Genomic DNA, 13830 nt, shown 5'->3' on the forward strand with positions numbered 1-13830 from the left:
ATGGCGGACGTCGCAGTCATCGGCCTGGCGTGCCGATTCCCGGGCGCGGCAAACCCCCGCGAATTCTGGGATCTCATCCGCGACGGGCGGGAGGCGACGCGGTTGCCCGGGGACGTCGCCGAGTTCGACGCCGACTTCTTCAACCTCTCGCCGCGCGAGGCGTGCGCGATGGACCCGCGCCAGCGATTGGCCCTCGAACTGACCTGGGAAGCCTTCGAGGACGCCTTCGTGGTACCCGAAACGGTTCGCGGAGCGGACATTTCGGTGTATGTGGGGGCCATGGCCGACGACTACGCGGCCCTCACGCTGCGCGACATCGCCGACAACCTCGACCACCACTCGTTCGCCGGCATCAGCCGGGGGATGATCGCCAACCGGGTCTCGTACGCCTTCGGCTTGCACGGCCCCAGCATGACCGTCGACTCCGGCCAATCGTCGTCGCTGCTCGCCGTGCACCTCGCCTGCGAGAGCCTGCGCGCCGGCGAGTCGACGCTGGCGATTGCCGGCGGGGTCCACCTCAACCTGGCCGACGAAACCGCAATGCTGGAGCGCGAATTCGGCGCGCTGTCGGCGTCGGGTCACACCTACGCGTTCGATCGGCGCGCGGACGGCTACGTGCGCGGCGAGGGCGGGGGACTGGTCCTGCTGAAGCCGTTGCCGGCGGCCCTGCGCGACGGGGACCGCGTTCACGCGGTCATCCGGGGCAGTGCCGTGGGTAACGCGGGGCACAGCGCCGCCGGCCAGACCGTGCCCTCGGTCCCCGGTGAGGCGGACGTGATCCGCCGGGCGCTCGCCGCCGCCGCCGTGGGCAGCGGCGACATCGATTACATCGAGGCCCACGGCACCGGCACCAAGGTCGGCGACGCGGTGGAGGCCCAGGCGCTGGTCGAGGTGTTCGGCGGGCGCGAGCTGACCGTGGGCTCGGTGAAGACCAACATCGGTCACGCCGGCGCCGCCGCCGGAATCGCGGGCTTGCTCAAAGCCGTTCTGGCCGTGGAACACTCGGTGCTGCCGCCGAGCCTCAACTATTCCGCGAATCCCGAACTGCAACAGCTGCGGGTCAACACCGCCGCGCTGCCCTGGCCGGCGGCGGGGCGCCCGCGCCGCGCCGGGGTCTCGTCCTTCGGGATGGGCGGCACCAACGGGCACGTCGTCGTGGAACAAGCACCGCCGCAACCGGATACGCCCGCCGATCCGCACCAACCACCACTCGCGTGGGTGCTGTCGGCGCGCTCGGAGCCCGCCCTGGCCAACCAGGCGCGCCGGCTCTCGGCGTGGGTCGCGGGCCCGGGGCGCGGCGCGGCGGACGTGGCGTGGTCGTTGGCGACGACCCGCTCGGTGTTCGAGCACCGGGCGGTGCTGGTCGGCGGGGATCTCGGGGCACTGATGCGCGGCGCGTCGGCCCTGGCCGCCGGCGAGCCGGCGCCCGGTGTGGTCGCAGGCCGGGCCGGGTCCGCGGCGAAGACGGCCTTCGTGTTCCCCGGCCAGGGCTCCCAATGGCCGGGGATGGGCCGCGAACTGCACCTGCGGTTCCCGGCCTTCGCGCACGCCTTCGACGAGGCCGCGGTGGCGTTGGATCCCCACCTGCGGTCGCCGCTGCGCGAGGTGATGTGGGGTACGGACGCGGAGGCGTTGCAAGGCACCGAGTTCGCGCAGCCGGCCTTGTTCGCGCTCGAGGTCGCCCTGGCCGCGTTGTGGCGGTCCTGGGGCGTGACGCCCGATGTGGTGCTGGGCCATTCGGTCGGCGAGATCGCGGCGGCGCACGTGGCCGGCGTGTTGTCGCTGGGCGACGCGGCGCGCATCGTGGCGGCGCGCGGCCGGCTGATGGCGGCGCTGCCGGGCGACGGGGTGATGGTGGCGGTGAGCGCCGGGGAGGCCGAGGTCACCCCGATGCTGGGTGACGGTGTCGGCATCGCGGCGGTCAACGGCCCCAACGCGGTGGTCCTGTCGGGCGAGCGCACCACGGTGGCCGCCGTGGCGGAGCGGTTGGCGGACGGCGGCCGGCGGACGCATCGGCTGGCGGTCTCGCACGCGTTTCATTCGGTGTTGATGGAACCGATGCTCGACGAGTTCGCTCGGCGGGTCGCCGACGTCGAGCCGCAGCAAGCGCGAATCTGCTTGATTTCCAATGTGTCCGGGGAGCCGGCCGACCTGGGGTACGGGTCCGCGCGGTACTGGGTGGAGCACGTGCGCCGGCCGGTGCGGTTCCTCGACGGCGTACGCACGGCCGAGGGCCTCGGGGTGACGGCGTTCGCGGAGGTGGGCCCGGGCGGCGGGTTGAGCGCGGCGGTGGACCAGTCGCTGACGACCGAGCGCCCCGTCTCGGTGGTGACCCTGCCCAAGGACGGTCCCGAGGTCGAGTCGCTGCTGACCGCGGCCGGACGGCTGTTCACCGCCGGGGTGTCCGTAGGCTGGCCGGCCGTGCTGGCCGGCTCCGGAGGCCGACGCGTCGAGCTGCCCACGTATGCCTTTGCCCGCCAACGATTCTGGCTGGGCGGCGCGCAGGATGCGTTGCCCGCCAACGCAAGCCGGTCCCCGGACCTCGCCGAGCAACTGCACGCGCTGACCCTCGAGGAGCAACGCCGGCGACTGGTCGCACTGGTCTGCGAGCACGCGGCCGCTGTCGCGGGACACCCGGACGGCCGTGCCATCGACCCCGACCGCGCCTTCGCCGACCTCGGCTTCGACTCACTGACCGGCGTGGAACTGCGCAACCGCCTGACGACCGCAACCGGGTTGGCCCTGTCGCGCACGCTGATCTTCGACTATCCCACTCCGGCCGCGCTGGCCGATCACCTGCGTCAGCAGCTATTTCGTGGCGAAGACCAGGAATCCGACGACGAGAAGGTGTGGTCCGCTCTGCGCAGGATTCCGCTCGCCGAGCTGCGCAGAACCGGCTTGCTCGACAAACTTCTGCTGCTGGCGGGTGGCCCGGAAAACGTTGTCGCCGAACCGGTCACCGACCCGATCGACGAGCTGAGCCCCGACGATCTGATCGCGCTGGCGCTGAAAACCGAGGACGCTGAATGAGCAAATTCCGATCCAATAAGACACATGTCGAATACTTCAAACTTTTGCCGAATTACCGGCAACCGCTTAAAATTCGAAAATTAGCGAAAGTCCCATTCGAGCTGGGATGCAAGCAAAAGGGTCGGGCATGAGCGTCATCGCGGGTGTATTCGGAGCGTTGCCGCCGCATCGTTACAGCCAGGCCGAAATCACCGAGCAACTCGTGCAATTCCCCGCATTGACCGAACACGAGGAGATCGTGCGGCGGTTGCACGCCGCCGCCAAGGTCAACAGCCGCCACCTGGTCCTGCCGCTGGAACGGTACCCGTCGCTGACCGATTTCGGTGAGGCCAACGAGATCTTCATCGAACACGCCGTCGAACTCGGCTGCGAAGCGCTGCTCGGCGCGCTCGAGGAGGCCGGTCTGCGGCCGCAGGACATCGACATGATCGCCACCACCACGGTCACCGGGGTCGCGGTGCCGTCCCTCGACGCGCGGATCGCCGGACGGCTGGGCCTGCGTCCGGACGTGCGCCGGGTGCCGCTGTTCGGGCTGGGCTGCGCGGCCGGGGCCGCCGGGGTGGGCCGGCTGCACGACTACCTGCGCGGCGCGCCCGACGGCGTCGCCGTCCTGGTGTCGGTCGAGCTGTGCTCGCTCACCTTCCCGGCGGTCAGGCCGACCGTCTCGGGGCTGGTGGGCACCGCCATGTTCGGCGACGGCGCGGCCGCCGTGGTCGCCGTCGGCGACCGTCGCGCCGAGCGGCTGAGCCCCGGCGGACCCGACATCGTCGATTCCCGCAGCCGCCTGTACCCCGAATCGCTGCACATCATGGCCTGGAACGTCAGCTCGGCCGGGCTGCACCTGGTGATGTCCCCGGAGCTCACCAACTTCATCGACCGCTACCTGGCCGACGATGTCGGCCGCTTCCTGAGCGCCCACGGGCTGGCGAAGGACGACGTGGCCGCCTGGGTGGCGCACCCCGGCGGTCCCAAGGTCATCAACGCGATCGCCAACAGCCTCGAGCTGGCGCCGGATGCCCTCGAGCTGACCTGGCGCTCGCTGGGCGAGGTCGCGAACCTGTCGTCGGCGTCGGTGCTGCACATCCTGCGTGACACCATCGCCAAGCCGCCGCCCGGCGGGGGCCCCGGGCTGATGCTCGCGATGGGGCCGGGATTCAGCGCCGAGTTGGTGCTACTGCGCTGGCGCTAGGTCGACGGTCAACCCCGGCTTGGGGGACAGCGCGGCAAGGTTGACGGCGCGGATGCGCTGGGGCGGCATCCGCAGCGTGGTCCTGGCGAGCAGGCGGGCCAGCATGACGGTCAGCTCGGTGGTGGCCATGGCCGCGCCGATGCAGCGGTGCAGGCCGCCGCTGAACGGAAGGAATTCGTGTGGCGCGGGCTTGCGATAGCCGGGGGCGTCGGGGTCCCACCGCTGCGGCCTGAATCGCGTTGGCTCGGGCCATATCTCGGGGACGCGATGCGTGACGTACGGGCTGAAGATGAGCAGCCGGCCCGCCGGTATGCGGTGGCCGTCGAAGGAGATCTCGCGGATCACCTTGCGCGCCGAGATCACCCCGGGCGGGTAGAGCCGCAGGGTTTCGTGGACGACGCCGTTGAGATAAGTCAGCGCCGTCAGGTCGCCCGCGCCCGGGGGCCGTCCGCCGAGCACGCGTGCGACTTCCTCGGCGGCGGTGTCCCACGCGCCCGGCACGGACAGCAGCATGTAGATCGCCCACGCCAGCGCGCCGCTGGTGGTCTCGTAGCCGGCGGTGATGAGCGAAATGACGGCGTCGCGAATCTCGTTGTCGCTCAAGGCGTAGCCCTCGTCGCCGCGACCGTTGATAAGCATCGTCAGCATGTGGTCGTCGGGCCTGGGATCCCTGCGGGCGGCGGCGATCTGGGCGTCGACGAGGGCGTCGATGCGTTTCCGGGCGGCCACCGCCCGTCGCCAGCCCGGCGCGTTGAGCCGCCGTTGCAGCGCGACCACCTGCGGAAGCATGTGGGTCAGGTCGAGCAGGGGTTGCAGCTGTTCGCCCAGGAAGTCCGAGTGGGCGGCCAGGCGCGGGCCGAACAGGCTCTCGCCGGTGCTGCGCCGCACCGCCGAGCGGCACTCCGCGTAGATGTCCAGCCGCTGCCCCGGCCGCCAGCCGTCGATCACGGCGTCGATGGTGGACACCATGGTGGCGACGTAGTCCTGGATCTGCCGATGGCGCAGGCCGGGCGCGACGACACTGCGCCGGCGCCGGTGGTCGTCGCCGTCGCTGACGATCAGCGCGGTGGGTCCGTCGACGATGGCGAGGTTCTGAAAGGTCAACCGCCAGCTGAACGCGTCGGCGTTGGCGAACACGAACTTGTTGGCCTCGGCGCCCAAGAGGTAGGTGTAACCGTGCCGGCCGACGCCGGAATTGATGACCGGGCCGCGGCGCCGGTACAGGGCCAGCAGGGCCTCGCCGGGCGGGTACCGCACAGGGTTCATTCAAGCGCCTCCGATAGCTCCAGCCAGCGGCCCTCCGTCTCGGCGACCTCGTCCTCGAGCTCCCGCAATTCCCGGGTGAGCCGCGTGATGCCCACGTGATCGGACTGGTCGTGCTCGGCGAGTTCGTGGTGTTTGGCCGCGATCCGGTCGGCCAGCCGCGCGAGCTGGCGGTCCACCGCGGCCAGCTCCTTCTCGGCGGTGCGGCGCTCGGCACCGGACATCCCCGGAGAAGACGCCGGCGGGGGCTCGGTAGGAGCCGCAACGGTCCGGCGCGCCGCCAGCCGCAGGTACTCGTCGATGCCGCCGGGCAGGTGCCGCAACCGGCCGTCGAGAATGGCGTACTGCTGATCGGTGATCCGCTCGAGCAGGTAGCGGTCGTGCGAGACGACGATCAGCGTCCCCGGCCACGAGTCGAGCAGGTCCTCCATCGCGGTCAGCATGTCGGTGTCGACGTCGTTGGTCGGCTCGTCGAGGAGCAACACGTTGGGCTCGGAGAGCAGCGTGAGCATCAGCTGCAACCGGCGCCGCTGGCCGCCGGAGAGTTCGCCGACGCGGGCCGAGAGCTGGCGCCCGCCGAAGCCGAGCCGCTCCAGCAGTTGGGCCGGCGTGACCTCGCGGCCCTCGACCTCGTAGGCGCCGCGCAGCCGGCCCAGCACGTCGGCGATGCGGTCGTCGGAGAGGCCGGCCAGGGCGTCGCCCTGCTGGTCGAGCACGGCCAGCTGAACGGTCTTGCCGCGCTTGACCCGCCCGGTGTCGGGCGCGACGGTCCCGGCGATCAGCCCCAGCAGCGTCGACTTCCCGGCGCCGTTGGCGCCGACGATGCCGGTGCGTTCGCCCGGGGCGATCCGCCACTCGACGTCGCGCAGCACCGGGCGGCCGTCAAAGGCCACCGACACGTCGAGCAGGTCGATGACGTCCTTGCCGAGCCGGGCCGTCGCCAGCTTGGCCAATTCGACGGGGTTGCGCAGCGGCGGCACGTCGGCGATCAGCTGGTTGGCCGCCTCGATCCGGAACTTGGGCTTCGAGGTCCGCGCCGGCGCGCCGCGACGCAGCCAGGCCAGCTCCTTGCGCATCAGGTTCTGCCGCTTGGCCTCCGCGGTGGCGGCCAGCCGGTCCCGCTCGACGCGCTGCAGCACGTACGCCGCGTAGCCGCCCTCGAACGGCTCCACGATCCCGTCGTGCACCTCCCACGTCGTGGTGGCGACCTCGTCGAGGAACCAGCGGTCGTGCGTCACCAGCAGCAGTCCGCCGGCGTTGCGCGCCCAGCGCTGTTCGAGATGCTCGGCCAGCCAGGTGATGCCCTCGATGTCGAGATGGTTGGTGGGCTCGTCGAGGGCGATGACGTCCCACTCGCCGATCAGCAGCCGGGCCAGCTGCACCCGCCGGCGCTGGCCCCCGCTGAGCGTGGATATCGCTGCGTCCCAATCGATGTCGGAGACCAGGCCGCCGACCACGTCGCGGACCCGCGCGTTGCCGGCCCACTGGTGTTCGGCCGCCTCGCCGACCAGCGTCCAGCCCACCGTGTGGGCCGGGTCCAGCGTGTCGGCCTGGCTGAGCGCGCCGACGCGCAAGCCGCTGCGCCGGGTGACCCGGCCCGAGTCGGGCCGCAGCTCGCCGGTGAGCAACCGCAACAGGCTGGACTTCCCGTCCCCATTCCGGCCGACGATGCCGATGCGCGCGCCGTCGTTCACGCCCAGCGTGACCGAATCGAATACCAGCTGGGTCGGATATTCGAGCCGAATGGCCTCGGCTCCCAATAGGTGCGCCACTGGCCCGACCCTACTGCGGCTGCGCCAGGGGCAGCAGCGCGCGGTCGACCTCACCCTCGGTCTCCGCCGACGCCTTGCTGGCCACCGCGTCCAGGAAGCGGCTGGCAGCGTCGCGCAGCTCCAGGCTGCTTTCCTCCGGACCGCCCACACCAGGATGTCGAACGCCCGCTCGGCGTAGATGTCGTAGGCGGCCCAACGCATGGATCAGGCTTTCCGGTACGGCTCCGCGTCGGCGTGTTTGAACTCGAGTCCCAGCCCGGGCCGGTGTTGGTCCGGTCGCAACGCGCCGCCATTGGGGGGCAGCGCGCCGTCGAACAGCATGTGTTCGATGCGATGGTGGTCGTGGAAGTACTCGAGGTGCCGCAAATTGGGGATGGCCGTCGCCACGTGGGCGTGCAGGTTGGGGGCGCAGTGCCCGGACACGTCGACGTTGTAGGCGGCGGCAACCGCCGCGGCCCGCAGCCAGTCGGTGATGCCCCCGCAGCGGGTGACGTCGATCTGCAGGCAATCGACCGCCTGGGCGGCGAGCATCCGGTTGAAGTAGGCCAGGTCGTAGCCGTACTCGCCGGCGGTGACGTCCGGGGCCACCTGGTCGCGCACCTCCCGCAGCCCGGCGAGGTCGTCGGAGGAGACGGGCTCCTCGAACCACGTGACGTCCTGGTCGGCGGTCGCGTTGGCGATCCGGATCGCCTGCTTGCGGCGGTAGGCGCCGTTGGCGTCGACGTAGAGTTCCGCGTCGGGCCCTATCACGCTGCGCGACAGGGTGATTCGCTCCAGGTCGCGGCGCTCGTCGGAGCCCCAGGACTCGCCGATCTTGATCTTGACACGCGGAATCTTCCACTCACCCACCCAGCGTTCCAGTTGGGCGCGGGTCCGCCGCTCGTCGTACGTGGTGAAGCCGCCGCTGCCGTAGATCGGCACCGATTCGTGTGCCATGCCGAGCAGCCGGCAGACCGGCAGGCCGAGCAGCTTGCCCTTGAGGTCCCACAGGGCGGTGTCGATCGCCGAGATCGCGCACGACACCAACCCGGGCCGCCCGTTGTTGCGCATGGCCCCGACCATCGCCTGCCACCCGCCGGTGATGTCCAGGGCGCTGTGTCCGGTGAGCGTGCCGGCGAGCGCGCCGTTGATCAACGCCGCACAGGCGCCGTCGGCGTACGTGTAGCCGATCCCGCGCCGCCCGCCGGCCGTGACCTCGGCCAGCACCAGCGTCGTCGACGACCACGGCAGCGTGCCGTCGGCCTCCGGCGCGTCGGTGGGGACTTCGTAGACCTGCGCGGCGACGTCGTCGACGGGTGCGTCGACGCTCACCGTGCCCACCGGCGCGCGAGCCACGCGCCCACCCCGGCCGCGCCGAGCGCCCCGGTGCCGCTGACCACCGGGTGCTGCGACGCCCACAGTTGCGGGCTCATGGAGTGGGACTTGTCGTGGAACCCGCCGTGGGCGCCGCGGTCGCTGCCTGGCTCCTGGTCGAGCGGGTGCCAGAGGTTGTGGGGCCGCCCCGCGTCCACGCGCTCGTCGGTCTGCTGCGAGTCGTACCCGGTGCGGCCCAGGTAGCGGTCCAGCAGTGGTGCGATGAACTTCTGTGCCAGCAGGGTCACCATGGTGGAGTCGCCGACCCAATACTGTTTGCGCTCAGGATGATCCGCCGCATAGAGGACGCCGCGGGCAGCGACCTCGGGCTGGTAGATCGGGGGCACCGGCTGGGGGTGGCGGGGCAGCCGCGACAGCACCCAGGAGAACTGGGGGGTGTTGACCGCGGGCATCTGTACCACGGTCACCCGAACCTTCGAGCGCTCGTGCAGCAGTTCGCAGCGTACCGATTCGGTGAACCCGTTGATGGCGTGCTTGGCGCCGCAGTACGCCGACTGCAGGGGGATGGACCGCTGGCTCAGCGCGGACCCGACCTGGACGACGGTGCCGCGGTCCCGCGGCCGCATTTTGGCCAGCGCCGCCATGGTCCCGTGCACGTACCCCAGGTACGACACGTCGGTGACGCGCTTGAATTCCTCGGCGCTGATCTCGCTGAACGGTGCGAACACGGAAGTGAAGGCGACGTTGACCCAAACGTCGATGGGGCCGAAGGCGGCCTCGGCCTCGTCGGCGGCGGCGACGACGGCCGCGTGATCGGCGACGTCGGTGGGGATGGCCAGCGCCTTGCCGCCGCCGGCTTCGACGTCGCGCACGGCGCCGTCCATCCCGGCGGCGCCGCGGGCGAGCAGGGCCACGTTCGCCCCGCGCTGCCCGAACAACTGGGCGGTGGCCCGGCCGATGCCGGCGCTGGCCCCGGTGATCACAATCGTTTTCGGGGTCGGTGTCATCGCCGAAATCTCCTTTCAGCCGTGGTGGACGCCGTCGTCGGCGAGGGTGGACGTGCATTCGAGCAGCAGCGCGTGCGCGAAAGCCTGGGGAAGATTGCCGCGCAGCTGGCGCTGCCGGACGTCGTACTCCTCGCAGAACAATCCCGGAGGTCCGCAGGCGGCACGGTTGCGCTCGAACCAGCGCACTGCGCAATGATCGTGTCCCAGTTGGTGTTCGGCGAGCGCCATCATGAAGCCGCAGAGCAGGAAGGCGCCCTCGGCGTCGCCGAGGTCCCGCTCGTCGTGCCGGAAGCGGTAGACGAACCCGTCGTCGCTCAGCTGGTCGCGGACGGCGTCCAGCGTGGCCCGGGTGCGCGGGTCGTCGGCGGGCACGGCCCCGCGCACGGGCGGCAGCAGCAGCGACGCGTCGACGCCAGGCAGTCGTGGGCTGCGCTGCCAGTAGCCGCCCTGCGGGTGCAGGCTGCTGGCGGCGGTGTCGGCCAGGATCGCGTCCGCCAGCGACGCGCAGGCGGCCACCTCGTGGCCGCCGCCGGCCACCTTGGCGATGGCCCGCAGCCCGGCAACACACGCCAGGCGGGACTGGGTCCAGTGCTCATCGTCGATCTCCCAGATCCCCGCATCCGGTTCGCGCCAGCGCTTTTCGATCGCGCCGATGGCGGTCTGGGCGGCGCGCCAGCCCTGGGCCTCGAGCCGGCCGGCGTTGCCGGCCCGGGCCAGCAGCTGCAGCGCCTCGCCGAGGACGTCGAGCTGGAATTGCTGGTTGACCCGGTTGCCGACTTTGTCGGTGCCCCCCGGATAGCCGGGCAGGTCGAGGTCTTCTTCACCGGGCACGCTGTCGCCGGTGACGGTGTAGGCCGGCCAGAGGTCGGGCCCGTGCTCGAGCAGCCGGGCGCCGATGAATTCCACCGCGCGGTCCAGTAATTCGTGCGCTCCGACCGTCGCGGCGGCGATGCCGGCGTAGGCCTGGTCGCGGATCCACGCGTAGCGGTAGTCGTAGTTCTGGTTGGTGTGCGCGCGTTCGGGCAGGCTCATCGTCGCGGCGGCGACCATGCCGCCGCCGCTGCTGGTCAGCCCGCGCAGCACGGCGTAGGAGTGGCGCGCGTCGCGGGGGGCGATGCTGCACTTCAGCTCCGGAGCGCTGCGATGCCAAGCGGCCTCCGTTGCGTCCCAGGCGATGTCGGGGTCGGGCGGCCGGTCGGGCAGCGCCCGCTCGGAGAGCTCCAGCACGAAGTCGTGTTGACCGCCCTCGTCGACGGTGATCTCGCACGTGAGCAACTCGCCGCGGCCGCGCGCAGCCTTGACCGAACGCACATCGCAGCCGCCGAGCCAGCGCCAGCGCAAGGGTCCCGACTTTGCGCTGCACACCCCGTCGTCGACGCTCGGCTCGCCGGCGCCGCGGCGGCCGAACGCGGCACTCGGCTGCAGCAGCACCCGCACGCGCGCGGTGCCGCGGCAGCCGATCAAGCGGCGCAGCATCACCACCCGGTCGGAGTCGCCCGGGAAGGCAAGGGCCTCACGGCATTCCACGATGCCGTCGCGGGTGATCCAGCGATTGCGCCAGATCAGGCTGCCCGGCTCGTAGTAGCCGCCCCAGACGTGCCGCACGTCGGTCGGGGTGATCGCGTACGTCCCGCCGCCCCCGATGAGGTTCGAGAACACCGCATCGGAGTGCCACCGCGGCGCGCACATCCACGCGACGTCGCCCTGCGGCCCGATCAGGGCACCGCGCTCGCCGTCGGCCAGCAGCGCGTACTCGCGCAACACCCGCGGCGAGAAGGTCGCCTCGACGTCGATCGTGCGGTCAGCCACGGACCCCCGCCTCCGCCGGTCGCCTCACCGCGAGGTCGGTGCCGATCCTTCCGGTCGCCATCCGATCGGCGAGCCGGGAGGCCAGCGCCATGATCGTCAGCGCCGGGTTCGCCGAGCCCTGCGTCGGACACACCGAGCCGTCCGCCAGGAACAGGTTCGGCACGCCCCACACCCGGTGATCGGAATCCACCACCGAGTTGTCCGGACGGGTGCCCATCCGCGCGCCGCCGATCAGGTGGGCGAACCGCTGGATGGTGAGCACGTCCTGGGCGCCGGCGGCGTGCAGGATGTCGCCGATCACCGCCGTGGAGTAAGCCATGTTGGCCTTGTCGTTGTCGCACAGTGTGTAGTCGAACCGGGCCACCGGGAGGCCATACGGGTCCCGCTCTTCGGCGAGGGTGACCCGGTTTTCCGGCATCGGCAACAACTCGTTGAGCACGCCGATGGTCGCCCAGTGGTTGTAGTCGCGCATGTACTCCCGCATAGCGCGGCCCCAATGCCCTTCCGCGAGTACGTGTTCGGCCCACCCGATGGGCAGCGGCGAGACGGTCTGGATGGAGAAGCCGCGGGCGAAGCCGCGCGACGGGTCCGTCTCGTAGAACTGCTCCGAGGACACCTCGGGGGGCGGGGCCTTGTACATCCGGACCTCTTCGGACCACCGCCCGGCCGACTGCGTGGCGCCCTGCACCATCACATAGCGGCCGACCTGGTCCTCGTTGTTACCCAATCCGTTCGGGAAGCGTTCGTTCGCCGAGTTCAGCAGCAGGCGCGGCGTTTCGATGGAATACCCGGCGATCGCGACGGCCTTGGCCCGCTGCAGCCGTTCGGCGCCACCCGCCTCGTCGTAGTAGACCACCCCGCGGGCTGCGCCGGTCTCGTTGAGCTCGACGCGGGCGGCCATGCAGTTGGCGCGGATCTCCACCGCATGGGCCAGCGCATCGGGCAGGTGGGTGACGAACGGGCTGGCTTTGGCCGCCACCTTGCAGCCCTGCAGGCAGTAGCCGCGGTAGATGCAGTGCGGGCGGTTGCCGAAAGTGCCGTTGACGATGCCGACCGGGCCCACCCTCATCTCGATGCCGAGCTGCATCGCCCCCCGCCAGAGCTTGGCGGCGGCGCCCGAAATCGGGTGTGGTGAGAAGGAGTAACGGTGAGGGTAGCCCCACGGCCAGTTCTGCCCGGCGACCGGCAACTCGAGCTCGACGCGCTCGTAGTGGCGGCGGATGTCCTCGTATCGGATCGGCCAGTCCGCCCCGACCCCGTCGAGGGTGTAGGTGTGAAAGTCGCTGGGATGAAACCGCGGGGTGTAGCCGGCGTAGTGGACCATCGAGCCGCCCACCCCACGCCCGGAGTTGTTCTTGCCCAACTCGATTGGGTCCTCGCCGCCGATGATCCGCTTCTGGGTCCAGTACAGGGAATGCGCACCCGCCTCGTCGGAGACCCAGTCCTCGTCCGGGTGCCAGAACGGGCCCGCCTCGAGGATCACCACCCGCCAGCCGGCACGCGCCAGCCGTTGCGCCAGCACCGACCCGCCGGCGCCCGCACCGACGACCACCAGGTCGACCTCCTCGTCGTCGCGGTACCGCTTCATCGTCTTTTCGCCGGGCAGGTCGCGCGAATGCACATCGAGCAGGAACCGCGATTCGTTGTCCTTCGGCCCGATCGCTCCCCTCAGGAGGCCGCGGAGGCGGTCGCCCATCACACCTCACCCCGCTCGACCACTTGCACCGGGTCCTCGTGCGTGGCGCCCCGGGTCTCGAACGGCTCGCGGACGGCGGCGGGTCCGGTGGCACCGCCGAGGCGCATGAACCCGCGCGGGTAGGCCGGGCCGCCGAAGCCGATCTCGTTCCACGCCCAGGGGTGGGAGTAGAAGCCGGCCAACGCCATTCGCATGCACACCGACCAGGCGCGTTTGACGTTCAGGCGCTCCCAGGTCCCGTCGTCCAGCGCGCCGCGGGCGAACTGGTCGATGATCTCTTCGCGGGTGTCAGGGTCGGCGTCGGCGAACGATGCCCGCCCGTGGCGGCGGGACGCGGTCTCGTCGAGCGCGCGCAGCACCAGCCGCCAGGTGTCGCGGTCGTCGGGCAGGTCGGCATACTGGTAGCCGTCGAACCGCCCGTCGGCCAGCTTGGAGTCGACGGACTCGGGGACCGGCACGCGCGGCTCGCGGTCCTGCGCCAGCACCGTGTCGCAGAATGCGCGCAGGCACGGCTCCTCTTCCGCGGTGAAGAAGCGCAGCGGGCCGGGCGGTTCCAGCCGGGCCAGCACCACCCTCTTGGTGGCCTCGTCCCACGTATCGGCCGTCTCCAGCACGTCGAAATCCGGGTAGCGGCCGATCATTTGGGGTGTGACGCCGCGGCGTTGCTTGGGCAGCCAGGACGGGTGCGGGGGTTTGCGATCCGCGCGCAGGTTGGGCAGGTGGTCCGGGCGTGAGGTGTCGGCCATCGCG

At 71.1% G+C, this 13830-nt stretch carries 9 protein-coding genes and 1 pseudogene; 2 read left to right on the forward strand and 8 right to left on the reverse strand.

Features of this window, described 5'->3' with window-relative positions; all coding sequences use genetic code 11:
• Window positions 1-3030 carry a type I polyketide synthase gene (locus BRW65_RS26405; RefSeq protein WP_073879739.1) on the forward strand — a complete coding sequence of 1010 codons (3030 nt, stop codon included), beginning with the start codon at window positions 1-3 and terminating at the stop codon, window positions 3028-3030.
• A gap of 127 nt (window positions 3031-3157) precedes the next feature.
• Entirely contained in the window at window positions 3158-4219 is a 1062-nt protein-coding gene (locus BRW65_RS26410; protein ID WP_073879741.1) for a type III polyketide synthase, read from the forward strand.
• Here the strand turns inward: BRW65_RS26410 and BRW65_RS26415 are convergent.
• From BRW65_RS26415 to BRW65_RS26445, 8 genes and pseudogenes are all read right to left on the reverse strand, one after another.
• Window positions 4202-5476, reverse strand: a complete 1275-nt coding sequence (locus BRW65_RS26415; RefSeq protein ID WP_139273243.1) for a cytochrome P450 — start codon at window positions 5474-5476, stop codon at window positions 4202-4204. The two genes, BRW65_RS26410 and BRW65_RS26415, sit on opposite strands and share 18 nt — an antisense overlap.
• Window positions 5477-5481: 5 nt before the next feature.
• Window positions 5482-7254, reverse strand: a complete 1773-nt coding sequence (locus BRW65_RS26420; protein WP_073879745.1) for an ABC-F family ATP-binding cassette domain-containing protein — start codon at window positions 7252-7254, stop codon at window positions 5482-5484.
• Between the two features lie 10 nt (window positions 7255-7264).
• Window positions 7265-7440 (reverse strand): annotated as a pseudogene (locus tag BRW65_RS31060) (antitermination regulator); the annotation flags it as partial.
• 18 nt (window positions 7441-7458) lie between these two features.
• On the reverse strand, window positions 7459-8589 hold the full coding sequence (locus BRW65_RS26425) for an enolase C-terminal domain-like protein (protein WP_432206457.1): 1131 nt from the start codon (window positions 8587-8589) through the stop codon (window positions 7459-7461).
• Window positions 8562-9575 carry an SDR family oxidoreductase gene (locus BRW65_RS26430; protein ID WP_208611931.1) on the reverse strand — a complete coding sequence of 338 codons (1014 nt, stop codon included), beginning with the start codon at window positions 9573-9575 and terminating at the stop codon, window positions 8562-8564. Before BRW65_RS26430 ends, BRW65_RS26425 begins: the two co-directional genes overlap by 28 nt.
• Window positions 9576-9590: 15 nt before the next feature.
• The gene (locus BRW65_RS26435; protein ID WP_073879747.1) at window positions 9591-11384 is read right to left on the reverse strand and encodes a glycoside hydrolase family 15 protein; all 1794 of its coding nucleotides are present in this window, start codon (window positions 11382-11384) and stop codon (window positions 9591-9593) included.
• Window positions 11377-13080 carry a GMC family oxidoreductase gene (locus BRW65_RS26440; RefSeq protein ID WP_073879749.1) on the reverse strand — a complete coding sequence of 568 codons (1704 nt, stop codon included), beginning with the start codon at window positions 13078-13080 and terminating at the stop codon, window positions 11377-11379. Before BRW65_RS26440 ends, BRW65_RS26435 begins: the two co-directional genes overlap by 8 nt.
• Window positions 13080-13826, reverse strand: coding sequence for a gluconate 2-dehydrogenase subunit 3 family protein (locus tag BRW65_RS26445; RefSeq protein ID WP_073879751.1), 747 nt, complete (start codon window positions 13824-13826; stop codon window positions 13080-13082). The genes BRW65_RS26440 and BRW65_RS26445 overlap by 1 nt, the downstream gene beginning before the upstream one ends.
• Window positions 13827-13830: the final 4 nt, after the last annotated feature.

Origin of the sequence: Mycobacterium paraffinicum (assembly GCF_001907675.1) — a bacterium.
GTDB classification, from domain to species: domain Bacteria; phylum Actinomycetota; class Actinomycetes; order Mycobacteriales; family Mycobacteriaceae; genus Mycobacterium; species Mycobacterium paraffinicum_A.

Coding starts and splice junctions, on each gene's coding strand:
- BRW65_RS26405 (WP_073879739.1), top strand. CDS start 1: ATGGCGGACGTCGCAGTCATCGGCCTGGCGTGCCGATTCCCGGGCGCG.
- BRW65_RS26410 (WP_073879741.1), top strand. CDS start 3,158: ATGAGCGTCATCGCGGGTGTATTCGGAGCGTTGCCGCCGCATCGTTAC.
- BRW65_RS26430 (WP_208611931.1), bottom strand. CDS start 9,575: ATGACACCGACCCCGAAAACGATTGTGATCACCGGGGCCAGCGCCGGC.
- BRW65_RS26440 (WP_073879749.1), bottom strand. CDS start 13,080: ATGGGCGACCGCCTCCGCGGCCTCCTGAGGGGAGCGATCGGGCCGAAG.
- BRW65_RS26445 (WP_073879751.1), bottom strand. CDS start 13,826: ATGGCCGACACCTCACGCCCGGACCACCTGCCCAACCTGCGCGCGGAT.